The 20,010-nt window shown below is 45.8% G+C and carries 13 protein-coding genes; 8 read left to right on the top strand and 5 right to left on the bottom strand.

Annotation, left to right across the window (positions count from 1 at the left end; all coding sequences use genetic code 11):
- From QUA42_RS17225 to QUA42_RS17190, 8 genes are all read left to right on the top strand, one after another.
- Positions 1 to 1,377 (top strand): calcium-binding protein (locus QUA42_RS17225; protein ID WP_333138526.1); only part of this gene is annotated, 1,377 nt, incomplete at its 5' end.
- A 347-nt stretch (positions 1,378 to 1,724) separates the two neighbouring features.
- Positions 1,725 to 2,459 (top strand): calcium-binding protein, encoded by a 735-nt coding sequence (locus QUA42_RS17220; protein WP_333138524.1) that lies wholly within the window; start codon positions 1,725 to 1,727, stop codon positions 2,457 to 2,459.
- 71 nt (positions 2,460 to 2,530) lie between these two features.
- Complete coding sequence (locus QUA42_RS17215; protein WP_333138522.1) at positions 2,531 to 4,333, top strand: serine hydrolase; 1,803 nt, start codon at positions 2,531 to 2,533, stop codon at positions 4,331 to 4,333.
- Between the two features lie 524 nt (positions 4,334 to 4,857).
- Positions 4,858 to 6,108: an alpha/beta hydrolase gene (locus QUA42_RS17210; protein WP_333138520.1), complete on the top strand. Its 1,251-nt coding sequence runs from the start codon at positions 4,858 to 4,860 to the stop codon at positions 6,106 to 6,108.
- A gap of 899 nt (positions 6,109 to 7,007) precedes the next feature.
- A complete protein-coding gene (locus QUA42_RS17205) occupies positions 7,008 to 9,182 on the top strand; it encodes a glutamine synthetase III (protein WP_333138518.1) in 2,175 nt (724 codons plus the stop codon).
- Between the two features lie 342 nt (positions 9,183 to 9,524).
- Positions 9,525 to 10,394 (top strand): BMP family protein, encoded by an 870-nt coding sequence (locus tag QUA42_RS17200; protein WP_333138516.1) that lies wholly within the window; start codon positions 9,525 to 9,527, stop codon positions 10,392 to 10,394.
- A gap of 41 nt (positions 10,395 to 10,435) precedes the next feature.
- Entirely contained in the window at positions 10,436 to 13,267 is a 2,832-nt protein-coding gene (locus tag QUA42_RS17195) for a PAS domain S-box protein (protein ID WP_333138514.1), read from the top strand.
- 767 nt (positions 13,268 to 14,034) lie between these two features.
- On the top strand, positions 14,035 to 15,042 hold the full coding sequence (locus QUA42_RS17190) for an ADP-ribosylglycohydrolase family protein (protein WP_333138512.1): 1,008 nt from the start codon (positions 14,035 to 14,037) through the stop codon (positions 15,040 to 15,042).
- A gap of 103 nt (positions 15,043 to 15,145) precedes the next feature.
- On the opposite strand, the gene QUA42_RS17185 is transcribed toward QUA42_RS17190, so the two are convergent.
- The 5 genes from QUA42_RS17185 to QUA42_RS17165 all read right to left on the bottom strand — a co-directional run bounded on the left by QUA42_RS17185 (position 15,146) and on the right by QUA42_RS17165 (position 19,914).
- Positions 15,146 to 16,555, bottom strand: coding sequence for a cation:proton antiporter (locus QUA42_RS17185; protein WP_333138510.1), 1,410 nt, complete (start codon positions 16,553 to 16,555; stop codon positions 15,146 to 15,148).
- Between the two features lie 112 nt (positions 16,556 to 16,667).
- Positions 16,668 to 17,441, bottom strand: coding sequence for a 1-(5-phosphoribosyl)-5-[(5-phosphoribosylamino)methylideneamino]imidazole-4-carboxamide isomerase (gene hisA, locus QUA42_RS17180; protein WP_333138508.1), 774 nt, complete (start codon positions 17,439 to 17,441; stop codon positions 16,668 to 16,670).
- A 131-nt stretch (positions 17,442 to 17,572) separates the two neighbouring features.
- On the bottom strand, positions 17,573 to 18,250 hold the full coding sequence (locus QUA42_RS17175; protein WP_333138506.1) for a TIGR02117 family protein: 678 nt from the start codon (positions 18,248 to 18,250) through the stop codon (positions 17,573 to 17,575).
- 14 nt (positions 18,251 to 18,264) lie between these two features.
- On the bottom strand, positions 18,265 to 19,467 hold the full coding sequence (locus QUA42_RS17170; RefSeq protein WP_333138505.1) for a glycoside hydrolase family 10 protein: 1,203 nt from the start codon (positions 19,465 to 19,467) through the stop codon (positions 18,265 to 18,267).
- 108 nt (positions 19,468 to 19,575) lie between these two features.
- Positions 19,576 to 19,914 (bottom strand): hypothetical protein, encoded by a 339-nt coding sequence (locus QUA42_RS17165; RefSeq protein WP_333138503.1) that lies wholly within the window; start codon positions 19,912 to 19,914, stop codon positions 19,576 to 19,578.
- Between the last annotated feature and the right edge of the window lie 96 nt (positions 19,915 to 20,010).

The following is a 20,010-nucleotide window of genomic DNA, read 5'->3' as shown; positions in this document are numbered from 1 at the left end:
CCGACACCAACTCCGACAGAAACTCCGACACCAACGCCAACTCCGACACCAACGCCGACACCAACTCCGACAGAAACTCCGACACCAACGCCAACTCCGACACCAACGCCGACACCAACTCCGACAGAAACTCCGACAGAAACTCCGACACCAACGCCAACTCCGACAGAAACTCCGACACCAACGCCGACACCAACTCCGACAGAAATTCCCCCAGAAATTCCCCCAGAAACTCCGACACCGACAGAAATTCCGGCAGAAACGCCAACACCAACTCCGACTCCGACACAAATTCCGACAGAAACGCCAACACCAATTCCGACTCCAATTCCCGCAGAAATACCAATTCCGACAGAAACGCCAACACCAACTCCGACACCAATTCCGACAGAAACGCCAACACCAACGGCAATTCCCACAGAAGTTCCCACAGAAATTCCTGCTGAGATTCCCACAGCAACTCCGACACCGACAGAAATTCCAACAGAAGATTGCCCTTGTAACTCTCTATCCCTCCCAAATCTCAACCAACCCAATCCTGTAGAAAAGGTAGTTGTGAATAGTACGATCGATCTACCCCTGACAGGTACTGCTAGCAATGAGACATTCGACGGCAGCAGCAGCGAGGATTATTTCCAGGCAAAAGAAGGTAACGATAACCTGTTTGGCGGCGAAGGAAATGACTTTTTAAACGGTAACGAAGGCAACGACTTTATCTCTGGTGGAACGGAAGATGACTTGCTTTTTGGTGGCAAGAATCAAGACATTATTCTTGGTAATGAAGGAAGAGATACATTATTTGGAAATCGAGGAGAAGATTCGCTCAATGGCGGAGAAGATAGCGACTTCATTCACGGCAACGAAGACTCGGATTTTTTAGATGGTGGCAAAGGAAACGATTTCTTATTGGGAGGTAAGGATAGAGATTTAATTTTAGGCGGTGAAGGAAACGATACTCTGTTGGGAAATGTAGGTGACGATACTGCCTGTGGTGGCGGTGGCAACGATTACTTGCTGGGTGATGAAAATAACGATTTACTTGATGGCTGTGAAGGAAATGATACTATTTGGGGAGGAAAAGACAATGATACGATATTTGGGGGAGTGGGAGACGACTTTTTAAGCGGCGATTTGGGAGATGATTTTTTAATTGGAGGAAGTGGGAACGATGTTTTTCTGCTTGGGGCAGATTCAGGGATGGATATCATTCTAGATTTTGAACCCGGAAAAGATGCGATCGCCCTTACTAGAGGTTTGACTGCCTCTCAACTGTCAATTACTCAAGCCAACAGCGACACCTTAATCCGCTTAACCGCAACCGATCAAATTTTAGCTACTCTCAATAACGTATCAGAACTTACACAACTAGGATATTAAAATTGGTTTCTAGTTGCGCTTCGGGGTTTAGAAACCTGGTTTTTATACGAAAATACGCAGGTTGTGACCCGCAAATTCGGTAAAAAACCAGGTTTCTTTGGTGAGAGTGCGTAAGTCCTAACCTAAAAATTACGATCGCCAACCTGACTTTTTCCAACTTTAATATTTTGAGTACCTGATTTTTGCGGATAGATCATTGCCAAACACCCTTTTTTAGGCTTTTAAATTACCTGATTTTATTCCCATTGTCGCTCACTCGCTTTGAGAAGAAACTGGTTTACATAGAACAAATTGCTTGGGTCGCAATTGCTATTGCACCCAGTCCACAACAACAAGGAGCAACAAAAATGTCATCAGTTATCAACGGTACTCAATTCGACGACAACAACACTGTCAACGGCAACGGTCAATTCCACAAATCCTTAGTTGGAGACGATTGGACGATCGACGGTCAAGGTCAAATTCAGATTGCAAATGATACAATCTACGGCTATCAAGGCAACGATAAATTGTTCGGTCGCGCCGGAGATGACATCCTCTACGGCGGCTTCGGCAGCGACAAGTTAAATGGCGAGGCCGGCAACGATAAATTATACGGCGAAGCTGGCGAAGATTTCCTATACGGAGGCAGCGGTAAAGATACCCTATCGGGAGGGTTGCACAACGATTATCTATTTGGAGGAAGCGGCAAAGATTATCTCATCGGTGGCGACGGCAGCGATTATCTTGACGGTGCTAATTTTTCGGGCGCTGGTAACGGTATCGGCGCAGGTAGCGAATCCGATTCTCTCGCCGGCGGCGCGGGAACAGACACATTTGTACTTGGCAACGTTAATAACGTTTACTACCTGGGAACTGGCCATGCTACAATTACGGATTTTACATTAGGTCAAGATAAAATCCAAATTAAAGGTAATTTAGCAGACGGCTATTCCCTTAAAATGGGCGATTGGAACGGCAACAATGTTCAAGATACTGGTATCTTCTACCAGGATAATTTGATTGGCGTTGTACAAAGCACAAACTTAACTAATGTCAACCCCAATCAGGTATTCTTGTCGGCGCCTCCTATCCCTCAATAGCCTTAATTATCAATGTCAAAGGGCGGGTAGCATAGCACCGCCCTAGTTTTTTAAATCTGGAGTTCTTTATCATGAGAATTGCGAATTGTCGCCCTAGAATTAACACGCTTTTCTACACAAGTTTGACTTTGATTTCAGCTATCCTCTTAGGAGGGTTGGGAAAGCTTTCCGAGTCCAACAACAACACAGCTTTAGCGCAAGAAAACATCCCCATTAGCGGTAACGGTGACGCGCAACTCCAGCCGATTTTGCAATCCCTGACAGAATTCATGCGCCACCGCTGCGTCGGTGCGGCCGTACTCGGTGTTTCTGTTAAAGGTAAACCGGTCGGTGTGTGGGGTTTAGGCCGCATGAGAGGCAGACCTACTAATAACTGGAATCCGGCTTGCGGCGACGATATGCAGGCTCCTCTGGCTCCCCCAGTCACAGCAGATACCCCCATGCGTATGGGCAGTATCAGCAAGCCTGTTACCTTTGCAATGGTGCGCTGGGCACTTAAACAGACGGCGCGCGATCGGGCCGGCTTAGAACTGACTGACGACCAAATTGAAGGGATGAAATTGTTCGACCCCCAGCATTATCCGCCGCTAATTCCCGGTTTAAACAAGCAATATCCAGTAGCGATTATCCCTGAAAAATTGCACGCCGTATTTTCGGGTAAAGTCAAATTTCCTGTTCCCGTGAAAGACAGCAAGTGTGCCAATCTCAATTCAGGATTTGCAGACAAACAGTGGCAAAACGTCACCCTCGGACATTTTTTGTCGCACAGATCGGGACTTCAGCGGAGCGCGCCCAGATACGGTCAAGATATGATTGCAAATTTGCCAGTGCTTCGCAATCTGAAAACAGCAGCCGATTTCCAATCACAAGAACAGCTACTTGTCAGCGAATGGGGCAGCAAATCTGTCAGTTCAGCAAAAAATCAACTCGGCATTTCTCCTAGCGCCGGCTATTTTTTGCCGAGTCCTACTTTAACAGAAACTATGCAGGTTTTGGCAGGGCGATGCCTTCAGTATCCTCTCGGTCAATATCACTATTCCAATACCAGTCCGGCATTTCCTACGATTATTTTGCAGCAGTTGGTGGCTTCCGGCCGCTATGCTGCTAAAATGGGTAAACCAGCAACTCATCAAGGTTCGGCTTTGGAGGTTTTCTTCACAACCGAGTTAGGAATTTCTACTGCGGCTGACAGGGGAATTTTCATGAGCCAAGAAGTAGAAAATATTGGCGATCGCGAGCCAGAAAAACGGCATTGGAACGGAAAAACCTACTATTGGCAGGGATGGGATTTGAAGCGACCGCACTGCATCTGGAAAGGTAGCTTCTGCGATTTTTCTACTTGGCTAAATCCGAAGCCGGGGAGAATAAATTGGTCTTGGAATTTAAGCCGAGTTCCGTTTAGCAGCAGAAACACTGATTTGAGTCCTGGCACGGGTTCGCTAGCTGCAGAAGCTGAAGTTTTCCTCAAATTCATGTCAGAATATTGGGTGGGCGGTTATGAAAATAACCCCCGCATCGGAGAAAAGCGAAATAATGTTTGGAATCGATATACGGCCCACAACGGAGCGCTTGACGGTACTAATGCTTGGGCAATCCAGTTAGGGGGAAATACCAATCCGAAAGAGTGGAAATTGCCCCCGGTGGATGATAACGGTCGCATCCTTGATGATTTTGCTAATTTGAAGATGTATGCGGGTGTGTTGCCGGAGGGAGTAGATGTTTTTGTGGCTGTGAATCAAAGGGCGGACAAGAAATGTGTTGAGGCTAAAGGTTACAATTGTGGGGATGCTTACGGAATGTTGAATAATTTTATTTTGTACGGTGTTTCTCACGTGAATTGGAATCTAGTGGCACCTCGTGCAGTTGACAAATAAAAGTTATAGCACTGTCGTCAGGGCAGTTTATCCTCTTCATTTTAACCGCTAAAAAAGCTTTTGATGCAGAGTATAAGTTGCTCCACCTAATTCAACCGACTTAGCCCTGCTGATAAGCTGTAGGTATCTAAATTGTATTTTTTTTGCGGGCGGGAGACACCACAAGATTTTCGTCAACGTTGACTATCAACTTTAGAGGCGTGTTAGCTTACCAGTAAAAAAATGCAATTTTATAAAAAACTCTAACCCTGCGATTCACAAGTCATTCCTAATGCTTGAATCTCAAACTTATTTCCAATTATCAAAATTTATGCAATAGTGATGTAAGAAATCGTTTCCAAAGATTTATCCTGTTTGGGGTGGAAGGCTATTAGATTATTTTTAACTAATTAGGTGTTAAATCAATGCTCTTTTTTGGTAATCTACTTTTAGGCAATCTTTGTTAAAGGCTCAGTGTCATTGTAGCCTATGTTAGGGCGATGATATTAGTTTAAAATGATTAAAAATTAGGCTGCGAAAATCCGATGATCCACAAGAAGAACCGCAAAAAGTTACCCTTATTGGCAGCATTCTTAGTGTTGCCATTTATTTCTTGGTTCCTGAGTGCGATCGCACTATTTCTCAGTCTCTGGGTTATCGTACCAGCACCCACGATGTTCCTGTACCCTTTGGCGGTGGGAGCACCAGAAATCAGTCCTTGGTTGGTCGGTATCAATACGATCGCCCTTGTCCTAAACCTGCTCAGACGGCATCAAGGCAAAGTCTACATTATTTTGTCAATTTGTAACCTGTTTGCCCTCATCCTAGGCCTGCTACCCCTGATTCAGTTCCCAGCAGCCAATGCGGCCATAGCTACCCAAATGCAAGCTGTTCGAGGGGAAAACTATTTAGCAGCCGTTCCTCAAGCCGATCGCGCGCAGCTACGCCCTCAACCGTTTATCCTCGCAGATGCGTTCCGAGGAATTCCGATTAGAGACGTTAGAATTGATCGGGCTATTGTATTTGCCAACCCTGACGGAGTTTCACTGCAACTAAACGTTTATCGGCCGATGCAAATTGGCAAATATCCGGCGATTATCACGCTCTACGGGGGAGCGTGGCAGAGAGGCAATGCCGATTCCAATGAGGAATTCAGTCGCTACATGGCCGCCCAAGGCTATTGTGTGGTTGCAATTGATTACCGCCACGCTCCCAAGTATCGATTTCCTGCTCAGCTTGAGGACGTACAAGCCGCTCTTTCCTATATCAAAACTCATGCTGCTGATTGGGAAATCGATCTCGATCGAATTGCTCTGATGGGAAGGTCTGCTGGTGCCCATTTAGCAATGCTAACTGCTTATAATTCTAGTGTGCTTCCAGTTCGAGCAGTGGTGAACTATTACGGGCCAAATGACCTGATCCGGGGATACAATGACCCACCTTTTCCTGATGCCATAAATGTTCGAGCCGTCTTGCGTGCCTTTCTGGGAGGAACCCCAGACGAACTCAATGAGCTTTACCGGCGGGCTTCTCCCATAAATTATATTAAACCCAATCTTCCCCCTTCTCTACTGGTTTATGCAGGTCGCGACCATATCGTTCAGGCTAAGTTTGGTCGATCGCTCTACGAACGATTGCGAGCCACGGGCGATCGGGCTATTTTGCTGGAAATTCCTTGGGCTGAACACGCCTTTGATGCAGTTTTTAATGGCCCGAGCAATCAATTAGCTTTGTACTACACAGAACGCTTTTTGGCTCATTCTCTGAAGTCTTCGGATTACCAACGAGTTAAATAAAAGTTTAAACTTTACTCATTTATTCTCACTAAACGGCGTCTCAAACTGTCTGAACTATTGCTCTAAATCTCTTCCTTTTAAATTCATAGAAATCCCCATTACTGCGCTGGGAAAGTTGTGTGGCGCTGCTGAATAAAAGCTGACCCCGCCAGCGGTGCGGCCACCACGAGGGGATTGCCCCTACAAATTGCATACCCGAACTCAACAACGTCCAAGCGAGATCCCTTTCTTGGCACACTATATATAGTATCCCTCGATAAGTCCTGTAAATGTACGATCGCCCCCCCGTTTCAGCGCCCTGCGTCCTGTTACACTGAAATCCTGCAGTTGTGTGCGCTTTGTGCGATCGACTTTTCTGAAAAAAACATAAAGTTCTGTAGCTTAGGATACATTTATTTGGTTAATGATTGTTTAAACTCTCCAAGTGTAGATTGTGTACTCTCCATAATTCTCCAAAACCCCTAAACGAGTGCGTTGTTTGCTGGACTGCGATTTATCGATCGTCGAACCGTTAAAAACCATAAGTAGTTTTGACCTGAATTCATCGGAATTGATTCGCACAAAATTTTTGAGCTGACCAGGGTGAAGATTAGTTACTAAATTTGTGCAGTGCAGACATCTATAATGTTGACTCAAGTTTGTACAGGCTCTTGCCATCTATCTTCTTGCTAATAACCGCAATCCAACCGCATCTCACACTGGATTGTCACACCCGATGGAGGGCGAAGTCATTGCGCCTCGCTCCTCCAATCTTTTAGAGTCTGCCAAAAAGGCATTCTCCCAAAAGTTAGCTTTGACTAAAAACGTTGGGTAAATCCAACATATTCGTCAATCGTTAGACTTTTGCTAACATCTATTTTTTCTCAACTACTTGTCCTGCAATCCCAATAAAAATAACCATGAGTGGAAACCAATCGCGCGTTCAAGCAATTTCTCAAATCGTCAACCGCAAACAGATGCCTGCCCGGCCTCCCAAGCGGTTAGAAGATATGTGGGCAACAGACGTTTTTAGTCTGAGCAAGATGCAAGAAAGTCTGCCCAAAAGCATTTTCAAATCCGTAAAAAACACCATTCAAACCGGCCAAAAACTAGATGATTCCGTAGCTGATGTAGTTGCAGCAGCAATGAAAGATTGGGCTCTTTCCAAAGGAGCCCTGTATTACGCCCACGTATTTTACCCGCTAACCAACAGCACCGCCGAAAAGCACGATGCTTTCATCTCAGTGCAAGGCGATGGCTCCGTCATCTCAGAATTTGCAGGAAAAGTTCTAGTACAAGGCGAACCCGATGGCTCCTCATTCCCCAACGGCGGCATTCGTTCCACCGCCGCCGCTCGCGGATATACAGCCTGGGATGTCACCAGCCCTGCTTATGTCATGGAAACAGACAACGGCATGACCTTGTGCATTCCCACTGTTTTCATCTCCTGGACAGGTGAAGCCTTAGACAAAAAAACGCCGCTTTTGCGTTCCATTGCCGCCATGAACAAAGCAGCAACCCGAGTGTTAAAGCTATTAGGAAATACCGAAGTGGCTCCGGTCAATTCCAGTTGCGGTTCCGAACAAGAATACTTCCTGGTAGATGCCAATTTCACCAACAGCCGCCCCGATTTACTGCTAGCAGGTCGCACCCTTTTCGGCAAACCTCCTGCAAAAGGTCAGCAATTTGACGACCACTATTTTGGAGCGATTCCAGAGCGCGTTCAAGTCTTCATGCAGGAAGTAGAAGAAAAAATGTATCGGCTCGGAATTCCTGCCAAAACCCGCCACAACGAAGTAGCTCCCGGTCAGTTTGAAATTGCACCAGTTTTTGAAGCAGCAAACGTCGCCAGCGACCACCAACAATTAACCATGACAATTCTCCGCAACACTGCGAAGAAACACGGTTTTATGTGTTTGCTGCACGAGAAGCCTTTCGCCGGCATTAACGGTTCCGGCAAACACGTCAACTGGTCGGTCGGCAATGCCACCCAAGGGAACTTATTAGACCCCGGCGATACACCGCACTCGAACATACAATTTCTAGTTTTCTGCGGCGCTGTGATTCGCGGAGTTCACAAATACGGCCCGCTATTGCGCGCCGTAGTTGCTACTGCCAGCAACGACCACAGATTGGGTGCAAATGAGGCTCCACCAGCAATTATCTCTGTCTATTTGGGTTCGCAATTAGAAGATATCTTCGGGCAAATTAGCCGGGGAGAAGTTAAGGACTCTAAAGGTCGGGGAATTATGAACTTAGGTGTAGAAACACTGCCTACTTTCATGAAGGATGCTGGGGACAGAAACCGGACTTCGCCCTTTGCCTTTACTGGAAACCGATTTGAATTCCGTGCAGTAGGTTCCGGTCAGTCTGTTTCCGGGCCGCTGGTGGCGATGAATACAATTCTTGCAGATTCTTTGGACTGGATTGCTAACAAATTAGAAAGCGATTTGGCTAACGGAACTGAACTGAATGCTGCCATCCAAACACTTCTCAAAGAAGTGATGGACGAGCACGGTGCGGTTGTATTTGGCGGCAACGGCTATTCGGAAGAATGGCACAAAATGGCTGTTGAGGAACGGGGTTTAGCTAACTTGCGGACTACGGCAGATGCTTTGCCCGTGTTGAAGGAAGGATACATTGAAGACTTGTTTGAAAAGACAGGTGTTCTGACTCCAGTTGAATTGGAAAGCCGTTACGATGTTTATGCTGAGCAGTATTTACTGGCAATTGAAGTCGAAGCAAAACTGGTAATAAGCATGGCAAAAACCATTATTTACCCCGCAGCTTTGAGGTATTTAGCTGAAGTTTCTGGCACGATTTCTAAATTGAAAGAGATTGGAATTGAACTGGAAAAGGAAAGTGCCGAAAAAGTAGCAGTGCTAGTTAAGTCCATGATGGATACTGCGAGCAAATTGAGTGCTGCTTTGAGCAAGCACGATTTTGCTTCGACAGAAGACCATATGCAGTATGCTTCGCAAACAATTCGTCCTTTGATGGATGAGGTTCGCAAGTATGCGGATGCTCTGGAAGGTGAAGTGGCTGATGATTTGTGGCCTCTGCCTACTTATCAAGAAATGCTGTTTGTTAAGTAATAGCAAACAAATTCGGTTAATTGCAGGTTAGAGTAGTAAGGACACGGCACTGCCGTGTCCTTACTTGTTGTTGAGCTTAAATGAGTGTTACGCTGAATCTGTCAGAGTCATTAAATGCGAGCGAGAGTAAGAGTTCTGAAGATTGTTGAGATACCCTTCAAATAATTTTTAGGGGTCAAAAAATTAACCTTGCTGCGAAAAGCTCTTATGCGAATTCAATCTTTCTTTAAACAAATGACTCTGGCGGCTCTAGCTCTGGTTTTTGCGATCGGTTGCAGTCGATCGACTCCGAACGTAAACTCTTCCCCTGAACCAACTACCTCTAGCAGCTTTAGAGTGGCAATGCTCACCACAGGCGCCAAAGATAACCAAAGTTGGGATCAAGCTTGCTTTGAAGGATTGAATCTAATCAAAAATAAATTTAATGCTGAGGTAGACATTACTGACAGTATGGACGGTGAAAATAGTGAACCTACCATACGCAAATATGCCCAGTCAGGCTATGACCTGGTAATTGCGGCCAGTGGTGCCTATTCCAAAGCTTCCGAAAAGGTCGCTAAAGAATTTCCGCGAACGAAATTTGCCCTAATTACAACGCATCCAGGGAATAACAGAAATTTGGGGGCTGTTGCCTTTCGATCGGGTGAGGTGGGCTACCTCACAGGCGCTTTGGCTGCGATAAAGACCAAAAGCAATAAAGTTGGCTATATTGTGGGTGAACCTTATCCGGTTTACAAAGAAGAAGAAGCCTTGTTTAGGCGGGGAGTGAAGGCAACAAATCCCTCTGTTCAAGCCTCGACGGCTTTTCTCAATTCTTGGGTTGATACGGAAAAAGCCACCAAAATTGCAACGGAGATGGTTGCCTCTGGAGTAGATGTTTTGACCTTCAACGCGGGTGAGGCAGGGTTAGCCGCGCTAAAAGCCGTTTCGCAAAAGCCAGGAGTCTTTGTGATTGGTAGGACAAAGGATCAGTACGAAGTGGCTCCGGGCAAAGTCCTAACTAGCGTTCTGCAGGATATTCCCAATCTGGTGCTAAATGTGGCAGTGTTAACCCAGCAAGGTCGCTGGGAAGGAAAACTTTACAAGTTTGGGCTCAAGGAAAAGATCTACGACTTTGCCCCTTTCCGTGGTAGTCTCACGTCTCAGGAAGAGGACACTTTCAAGATTATCCGAGAAGGTGTGACAACTGGCAAAATTAATATTTCTCCTTAGTGCGCCGATGAATTGATTTACTAATATTGAGCCTAAGTCCGATGCAAAATCAACGCAACGAGCGCGTTCTGCCGATTGCCATAAGCTCCCGTTCTCATCCCTGGCAACGCTTCTTTTCTATTGCACATCAGCTCCGGTATGGTTTGATATTTTTGGTTCTTCTGAGCTTACTGCCCACAGGTGGCTTGCTGATCTACCTCAGCTTTCAGGCGCAGATCCAGCAATCGCGATCGCTCCAAGAAGAGCGCAGCCAGACAGCAGGAGGGCAAATTGATAATTATTTAGATGACTTGAAACGAAAACTGAGCTATTTAGCTAGGGTCAAAGGACTCACAAAATTTCAATCTCAAGCGCAGCAGAGCCTGTTGGAAGGGATGATTCGTCATAATGATGCTTATGAAGCCGTTGCCATTTTGAACCGGAAGGGACAAGTTGTCGCGTCAGTTTCACCCTACGAACCGCTCAAGTTAGAAAATCCAGCCACTTCGCCACTGTTTATTCGTGCCTTTAAACAACAGGAAGATTATGTGAGTCCTGTAGAAATTAATCCTCAAACTCACCAACCAACCACCATTCTGGCGGTTCCGATTCGGAATGAGCGAGATGAGGTGGATGGGGTGCTATTAGCGCAGGTAAATCTCAACTTTCTCTGGTTTATTGTTTCCCAAACGGAGGTGGGCAAGACGGGTTATGTCTATGTAGTTGATGAGCGTAATTTTCTCATTGCTCAAAAGGGTAGTAAGCCAGAAACGTTTCAACTTCAAGATATTTCTAAGCGCCCCTTTTTTCAATTCTTGAAAGCATCCGAAGATACTAAGCACCTTAACGTTTATCAGGGTCTAAAGCAGGTAGAAGTATTAGGAGCTACTGCCTTAGTTCGGAGCGTGAATTGGAATGTGGTTGTAGAACTGCCAACGGCTGAGGCGTATGCTCCCGTTTACCAGATGCTCTCAGTTATGGGAGGCTCATTGGCGGTGGTGACGATCGTCGCTGTTGGCATTGGGTATCTATTTATTCGGCAAATTGTGGTGCCGCTCCAGCGCTTAACCACGGCAGCTACTGAACTCAGTGCGGGGCAATTAGATACACGGGTCAACATCGACAGCCAAAACGAACTGGGGACATTGGCGATCGCATTTAACAATATGGCAACCCAGTTAGAGGAACTGATTACAGCAGTTGAAGTGGAACGCAATTTCGTTTCAGCCATTCTTGAAATTGCAGGTGCGCTGGTAGTTGTGCTCGACCCGCAGGGACAAATCGTTCGCTTTAACCGGGCTTGCGAACAAACGACTCATTACTCGTTTAGTGAAGTGAAAGGGTGCTACATTTGGGACTTGTTCCCGAACTCAGACTTAGCTGGGCAAGCCAAAACTGCTTTTGAGTCTTTACAAGTTGGTAATTTTCCCCAGCAGTATGAAGGCAGTTGGGTGACCAAAAATCAACAACTCAGACGGATTGCCTGGTCAGATACTGCTTTAGTCGATAATCAAGGTGAAATTGAGTACATCATCAAAACAGGGATTGACATTACTAAACGGAAACAGGTAGAAGAAGAACTCAAAGCGTCGGAACAGCGGCTATCTTTTCTATTCCGCCAAAGTTCGCTGGCAGTTGTGGAATGGGATTTAAACTTTAAAGTCACGGCCTGGAATCCAGCGGCAGAGAAGATTTTTGGTTACACGGCTACAGAGGCGATCGGACACCATGCCGCAGAATTAATTGTGCCTGCGTCTGCCAGAGAGGTAGTCGATCGAGTTATGAACGAGTTGTTGAGTCAGGTTGGAGGAATCTACAGCGTCAACCAAAATATTACCAAAGACGGCAAAACCATTATTTGCGAATGGTTCAATACGCCTTTAGTAGGGGATGCTGGAAAGATTGTTGGGGTTGCATCCTTGACACTGGATATTACTGAACGCAAGCAAGCCGAAGCTGCGTTAAGGCAAGCAAAAGAGGAAGCTGAGGTTGCACTCAAAACCTTACAGCAAACTCAGGCACAGCTTATTCAGGCAGAGAAAATGTCAGGTTTGGGGCAACTGGTTGCTGGTGTTGCTCACGAAATTAATAATCCAGTCAACTTTATCTATGGCAACCTGAGCCATACTGCCGACTACACGCAAAATTTACTAAATTTGATTCAGCTTTACCAGCAAACCTATCCAACAAATGCCCAAATTCAGGAAAAAATTGAAGAGTTCGATCTGGACTACATTAGTGAAGATTTGCCCAAAATGCTGACTTCAATGAAGGTAGGAGCCGATCGCATTCGTCAAATTGTCCTATCGCTAAGAAACTTCTCGCGGCTCGATGAGGCAGAAAAGAAGCCAGTTGATATCCACGAGGGAATTGACAGCACATTGATGATTTTGCAAAATAGACTGAAGGCAAATCCGGCTCATCCTGCTATTGAAATTGTCAAAGAGTACGGCGACTTACCGCGAGTAGAGTGCTATGCCGGACAGTTGAACCAAGTCTTTATGAATATTCTGGCAAATGCGATTGATGCTTTAGAAAACTACGACAATCAGCGTTCTCTAAAAGACATCCAAAAGAATCCCAGTTGTATCACTATTCGGACTAAGCTAGTCACAAAAGAAACTGAGCCAGGTTCTTCTAAGAACGTGGTGATTCAATTTCAAGACAATGGATCGGGGATGACGGAAACTGTTAGACAACAGGTGTTCAATCCCTTCTTCACCACAAAACCAACTGGTAAAGGAACTGGATTAGGGCTATCCATCAGCTATCAAATTGTAGTTGATAAGCACGGTGGCTCCATCGAGTGCTTCTCTCAACCCCATCAAGGAACAGAGTTCCTAATTGAAATTCCTGTATTGCAAAGCGGTGCTGTAGCACTCGTGGGTAAATAATATCAATTCCGGTTGCACTCCTTATGATGTTGAATGTTGACTGTGAAGCGAACAACTGAAAATTGCGCCGAGATAGGTTGCGACTTGTAAAAATTATTCATGAATTGCCCTCTAATTTATCATTACGATGCAGCCGACAACGATATAAGGGCTATCACATTCCTGTTCTATATATAGCGTTTTTAAAGTATCTGGGAAACTGCTATAGCGCGTCTGAATGATGTGTGTAAATAAAAGAAAAGTGGTCAGCTCAACTTCAATAAAAAAGGAGGTAGACAAGTAGTGAGTGCCAGCAGCGGGCGCTCCGAGTCGCGACAGCAGGCGCTCGCACACCTAACCAGGCGATCGTAGCGAACGGCTCCTCAAACCATCAAAACTACGATTGGGGGCGATATCGCTTGCAGTTTCTTTCTCCCATTCCATTCTCAAAAGTAAAAGCGATCGCTTGTCTGATAAAATCTTGAGCGAGCGCTTAAAAACAAATATATATCCTGACTCTAATTTCCTGACTAAAAAAAAGTCAATGCTCCACGCCCAAATTAACCGAAATTGACATTTTTTATGGCTGATATTACTATGGGTTCTTTGGGGACTCATGTTCGGTCATCGGGGAAATAGAGACCGAGGAAAACATTAATTTTAAAATTCAGAATTACAGAGGGTTTTAGTCTTAAGTTGACACAAATGGGCAGTGTCAAACTCCCGGCAGGCTTTAAGAAGTCGGGGATTTAACATAAGATTAGATCGACCTACTTAAAGCTAGATAAATGACAGTCCCGCGTCTGGAACAATTTAGAGGTTGTCTGATCGGTCAGTGTCTCGGCGACGCTATAGGCTGTAGAGTAGAAGGCTATTCTCCGGAAGTTTGCCAAAACTTTGTCCGCTACGAAGTTAGACGCAAAAAAATCAGAGATCGCGATCGCTTCGGCTTGCCTTTTGGTCAATACACCGACGACTCGCAACTCGCCCGCGAACTCCTCCAAAGCTACGTGGCTTGTGGCGAATTCGACCCCAGCGACTACGCTACCCGTATTGCTGACATTTTCGCCGGGCAGCGCATTGTCGGGCGGGGTCGAGCGACAGAAGAAGCTGCAAACCGGCTGATACGGGGCGTTGCTTGGCAAGAAGCTGGTACTCGTGCTCCCAATGCTGGTAATGGCAGTGCTATGAGGGCGGGACCGATCGGCTTAATATTCTACGATGACCCGTCCCAGCTTGTACAAGCTGCTTGCGATCAAGGGCGCATCACCCATCAAGATTCGCGGTGTTCTGCAGGGGCTGTGGCGATCGCGGGGGCTGTGGCGATCGCCCTTCAATCTGACATGATGATTGAAACTGAGCCATTTCTCGGTCAACTGAGCGAATGGGTAGCAGAAGTTGATTCTTCCTTTGCCGCTTTGCTCAAAGATTTGATTGATTGGGTCAAATTGCCTCCAGAGTCAGCCGTAGAGTTGATTTCTAGAGCTGGACTCCCCTTAACCTACAAGGACTCTTGGCAAGGAATTTCCCCTTTTGTAGTTGGTAGCGTCTTGTGGAGTTTATATGCGTTTTTGAGAACGCCTCAAGATTACTGGGAAACTCTGTGCACTAGCATCGCCGTCGGTGGCGATGTGGATACCACCGCAGCAATGGCTTGTGCCATCAGCGGGGCATTTCTGGGCCTAGAAGCCATCCCGAATCAACTAGCAGAATTTTTGAACGATCGGGGTACCTGGGGTCTAGGCGAACTGATTAAACTCGCTGACAATTGTTATCAGTTGAAAGTCAAGTTGTAACCGCTTCTAACAACTTAGGACTTATTATTAGGGCTAAATAAATTTGGACGATCGACCTTTGTGTTTCTAAATCAGTTGATCGTCCAGACTCAAATTCCTTCAATCAAACGATTTGCTCGCTAGAAGGTTCCCCGCTAGCTGGAGGCTCTACCGTGTCGCCAAAGGCAATCCGCAGAAAAGGCGGAGCCAAAAAAGTCGTCAGAATCACCATAATAATAATCGAGACTTCCAACGGTTTATCCAAAACCCCACTCGCCGAACCGATGCCGGCAAACACTAACCCGACTTCGCCCCGAGGAATCATCCCCACTCCGATCGCCAATCGATTGATTCCAGGCTGACCAAACACTGCCCAACCAGTGACCAACTTGCCCAAAATAGCAACCACAATCAAAAATACGGCAATCAAAAGTCCCGCCCGATTCTCTGGCACTGTTGGGTTCAAAACCCCCAAATCCGCCCGTGCTCCCACCGTTACAAAGAAGATGGGCACAAATAAATCGGCGATGGGTTTCACCATTTCATCCAACTCCTGGCGGGCATCGCTTTCATCCAACACCAAGCCCGCAGCAAACGCACCCAAAATCGCTTCGAGATGAATTGCATTGCCCAGAAAAGCCATGAAGTAGGCAAAAATAAATGCCGGAATGATAATATTGCCGCGAGTTTTGAGTTGAACCACCACCGCCGAGAAGGTTTTGTCGAAGATGCCGCCCAACAGAATCGAACCTAGCAGAAAGGCAGTTGCACTGACAATCAAATAGATGACATTAACAACATCAATCTCACCGGTTTTGGCTAAACTGGCGACAACAGCCAGGACAATAATTCCTAGCACATCATCAATCACCGCCGCACCGACAATAATTTGACCTTCTTTAGAGCTCAGTTGTCCTAAATCAGACAACACTTTGGAGGTAATTCCGATGCTGGTTGCCGTCAAAGCTGCCCCCGCAAAAATTGCTGGAATTGCCGCCGTGTGGAAAATTATCATCAAGCCCGCAGTACCAGCGGCAAAGGGAACTGCCACACCTACGCAGGCGACAACGGTGGCTTGAATTCCCACTGCTTTCAGTTGTTTGAGATCCGACTCTAAGCCAATTTCAAACAGCAGAATAATCACGCCTAATTCAGCCAGCACTGAAATGACTTCACTCTGCGATTCAAACACACTGGTGAGGGCGGCAGGAGACAGATGATTAATCGATTGCAGAACTGTCATAATCCCTGAGTTGGATGCTGACAGCCCGCTTCCGGGAAAAATGACCAGGTGTAAAGCAGATACGCCAACAATTACCCCTGCTACAAGTTCACCCAAAACCGGGGGAAAATCAAACTTTAGAGCCACTTCCGCGCCGATTTTACTGGCGACATAAATCACTACCAAACTGAGCAAAACTCCGCTGAGGACGATCGGCGAATTTTCTGCCTCAACTGTTGCTAACAAAGGTATGGGGGCAACTAGAGAAGCCATCCCAGAGCTTAAAGCTGTAATTGTATGGTTCAAAAACATGGGTACGATGATGGTAAAAAAGACGATTCTACGCTGACTGTTGACTGTTGACTGTGAGTCAAAAAATTGATAACTGTTACATATTGGGTAGCCAGTTAACTCGACATGACTATCAAGCAAAACTTGAAGAACCCAAATCTGGCGGTACATCCTGCCACCGCCCTTGTCCGACTGCTTGAATTGCTTCTTTTAGCAAGATATCGCCGGTATAAATTGCCCTACCGACGATCGCACTTTTGACACCAATTGGTTCCAAAGCCAACAAACTTAACAAATCTGCGATCGAACTAACGCCCCCGGAAGCAATCACCGGAATCGAAATAGCGTTAGCAATTTCGCGCAAAGATTCCAAATTCGGCCCTTCCATAGTACCGTCGCGGTGAATGTCGGTGTAAATAATTTCAGCCGCCCCTAACTCAGCCATCTTTTGCGCCAATTCTGTTGCTAAAACTTCCGAAGTTTCTAGCCAGCCTCTAGTCGCAACTTTACCATTTCTGGCATCTATTCCCACCAGAATTCGGCCGGGAAATTCGGCGCACAATTCGCCGACTAATTGCGGTTGTTCGACGGCGACAGTGCCGAGAATGACGCGCCGGACGCCTAAATTGAGGATAGCAGTAACAGAAGCGCGATCGCGCATTCCCCCACCTACTTGACAGGGAACATCTACTGATCGGACGATCGCTTCTATGGCTGCTTGGTTGACTGGATGCCCTGCTTTAGCGCCGTCGAGGTCTACTAAATGCAGCATGGTTGCGCCTTCATTTACCCACTCTCTGGCGACTGCGACGGGGTTGTCGTTAAAAGTTTGAGACTTCCCGTAGTCTCCCTGATACAATCTGACGCATTTTCCATCCAATAAGTCGATCGCTGGAATTACATTCATGATTTTTGCTCAAATTGCTAATTATACCAGTTAAAAAAAAGAATGCAACTTTAGGCAACCTCCCAACCCATACATAATCAGTCATTCCCAATCGTTTAATCTAAACTCTAAAATGGTATTACACATTACATTTATTTTTGACCTTCGCAACCGCTATTTAAATGAAACATAATCGCAGAAGAAAGCGTAGACCAGAGAGGAGTATTGACATCGGCTTTTTGCAAAGCTTCGGCCGTCCAGTCGTTGCAAGTTCTCAAAATAGAGTAACTCCCTTTTGCTTCATAAAAACTATCGCTGTGGTCGTAGCCGTAGCTAATTTTAATTTTATTACCGGCTGCGCCTAATTGGAATGTATCTTTAAGAAAATTTATTATTTTAATATAATTCGCTCCACTAATTTTCACACATTTGGTTTCAATATTTTGGGGAGGAACCCGATAACCTTGAACGTGTACGGTAGACGGAGTAGGGAGAAATAGCGCCTTGAAAGCTGTAACTGGGTTGATGATTGCTGAGGTGGAAGTTTCCAACATAAAAGCTCTATCTCCCCAGCCAAAAGACAAATATTTATAATCAGAAGTGGCATCCCGCCCTATTTCTGTTAGCGGTAAAAATAGATTCCAGTCAAAATATTCATTTTTAACTGGAACGATGATTTCGGTGTGAATACCTTGGTTGGAAATGTATAGAGATATTGTGCAATCTGCTTGCGAGTAATTGCCCCACTTTCGGGGAGTGAGATAGCCAATTGTTAGGAAAGCAGTCAAAGATAAGATGACAATTCCTAAGCGCTTTATGCTTTTTCTCATTTTAACCGTAGGTTTCAAATTCTGGCTTCGGACGGCGGGCGCTGCATCTTTGTGGGAAAGAATTCTTGCAAAGCCGAATTGCGCTGTTCGGGGGTTTCCCTAGCCCAATTCGACAAACTTTCGTAGAAAAAGAACGACACGCCAGCGAAATCTCTTTTTCGCACTTCTTGCACTTGTTCTTGAATTTGCTTGAGGGGAACAGAATTATTTTTAAGACCAGTCAAAATGCCGATCGCAGTTGGAATGTTAAGTTTAGCCAATTTAACTTCTTCCCGTTCCAGTTCGGCACTAAAACGCTTGATATCGCTGCGATAAACCTGCAACACAATTTCTTGGATGTAGCCGCGTCTTTCCCAGGTAAACCAGTCCTGCAAGTGGGCGGGTAAAGAAAAGTGAAAAGGGTTCGGAGATAAGCTGACAATACATTTTTCTTTGCGGGATTTGATGGCGCGGGAAACTCGCCCCACGAAGTCGTTGATTTTGTCAGCGCGCCAGCGCACCCAGAAGGTTTCGCGGGAGTCGTCGGAGGGAGGGCTTTTGATTTGTTCCTGATACATTGACACTGTTAACGGCTCGTAGCCAAATTCTACGGGCAAGCCGAAATGGTCGTCAAATTGAATGCCATCAATATCATAATTATCGACAATTTCTAGGATTAAATCTAAAATAAATTGCTGCACTTCTGGATGAAAGGGATTCAGCCAAACTCGATCATGTTTGCCTTCTTTCCAAATAGTTGAACCGTCGCGTCGGTGCGCCAGCCAGTCGGGATGAAGTGTGGCTAATTCCGATTCGGCGGGAGCCATGAAACCAAACTCAAACCAGGGGATTACTGCTATACCTTTTTGGCGGGATTGTGCTATAATTTCTTTGAGGATGTCTCGGTCTTTCAATCCGGGCGATGGATCGATCGACTGGCCGAATACTCGTTGGGCTGTAGCACTCGGATAAAGCGTATAGCCTCCTTGCCAAACTGTGGGATAGATGGTATTAAAATTGAGTTGATCGAGTCGATTTACAGCGTCAATGATGTTGTTGCGCAAGAACATAACGTCGCTGTCAATGTTAGTCAGCCAGACGCCGCGCAATTCGGTTGTTGGGGTTTGGGGGCGGGTTTGCGCTAACAGACGCGGGGATAATATGGCGGAGGAGGTAAGGGCGATCGTAAAAACAAGAGTTAAGACCAAACCTCGCCGCCATCCGTACAATCTAAACATTCAACCTTCCTTGCTTTGTTTGTGCTGCCCCCAGAAGAGAATATGAGGACAATAAAAGATCATATCAAACAAAGCTGAATTTACCCATTTCAAGAAAGCTATGAATCCTCAACCATTATCTTTCATTCCAAAAATTTTCTTAAATATCCAATCCATCAACCCCGGAAACAAACGATAACTAGCCTGCGACACATTTGCCGAACCAACCATTATCTCAGAGTGCGGGTGTTTAACCGCCTGCCAAATAGCTTTTGCTACATCTTCAGGATTTTCTAATAGCGGACTCTCGATCGCCTTTTTTACTAAATCCTGTCGCTGCTGCACTTCTTGCCTGTCTTTCCCTAAAAAGATAGCTCTTTCCATCAAGTCAGTCTTGATAAAATTCGGATGCACGTCGCAAACTCGAATCCCTTTATCCGATAATTCCGCGTGCAATCCTTCCGTCAATCCAGTAACAGGATATTTGCTATAGCAATCCTAAATCATTATCATGAGTACGGTACAATTATATGCAATACTTGATTATGACAAAAAAAATGAATA

It is taken from the genome of Microcoleus sp. Pol11C2 (assembly GCF_036701505.1).
GTDB lineage: Bacteria > Cyanobacteriota > Cyanobacteriia > Cyanobacteriales > Microcoleaceae > Microcoleus.
The sequence above is the reverse complement of the archived record's forward strand: the minus strand, read 5'-3'. Positions and strand labels throughout refer to the sequence as shown.

Excerpts from the sequence above, each read along its gene's own strand:
- QUA42_RS17220 (WP_333138524.1), top strand. The coding sequence starts at position 1,725 with ATGTCATCAGTTATCAACGGTACTCAATTCGACGACAACAACACTGTC.
- QUA42_RS17215 (WP_333138522.1), top strand. The coding sequence starts at position 2,531 with ATGAGAATTGCGAATTGTCGCCCTAGAATTAACACGCTTTTCTACACA.
- QUA42_RS17210 (WP_333138520.1), top strand. The coding sequence starts at position 4,858 with ATGATCCACAAGAAGAACCGCAAAAAGTTACCCTTATTGGCAGCATTC.
- QUA42_RS17205 (WP_333138518.1), top strand. The coding sequence starts at position 7,008 with ATGAGTGGAAACCAATCGCGCGTTCAAGCAATTTCTCAAATCGTCAAC.
- QUA42_RS17200 (WP_333138516.1), top strand. The coding sequence starts at position 9,525 with ATGCTCACCACAGGCGCCAAAGATAACCAAAGTTGGGATCAAGCTTGC.
- QUA42_RS17195 (WP_333138514.1), top strand. The coding sequence starts at position 10,436 with ATGCAAAATCAACGCAACGAGCGCGTTCTGCCGATTGCCATAAGCTCC.
- QUA42_RS17190 (WP_333138512.1), top strand. The coding sequence starts at position 14,035 with ATGACAGTCCCGCGTCTGGAACAATTTAGAGGTTGTCTGATCGGTCAG.
- QUA42_RS17185 (WP_333138510.1), bottom strand. The coding sequence starts at position 16,555 with ATGTTTTTGAACCATACAATTACAGCTTTAAGCTCTGGGATGGCTTCT.
- hisA (WP_333138508.1), bottom strand. The coding sequence starts at position 17,441 with ATGAATGTAATTCCAGCGATCGACTTATTGGATGGAAAATGCGTCAGA.
- QUA42_RS17175 (WP_333138506.1), bottom strand. The coding sequence starts at position 18,250 with ATGAGAAAAAGCATAAAGCGCTTAGGAATTGTCATCTTATCTTTGACT.
- QUA42_RS17170 (WP_333138505.1), bottom strand. The coding sequence starts at position 19,467 with ATGTTTAGATTGTACGGATGGCGGCGAGGTTTGGTCTTAACTCTTGTT.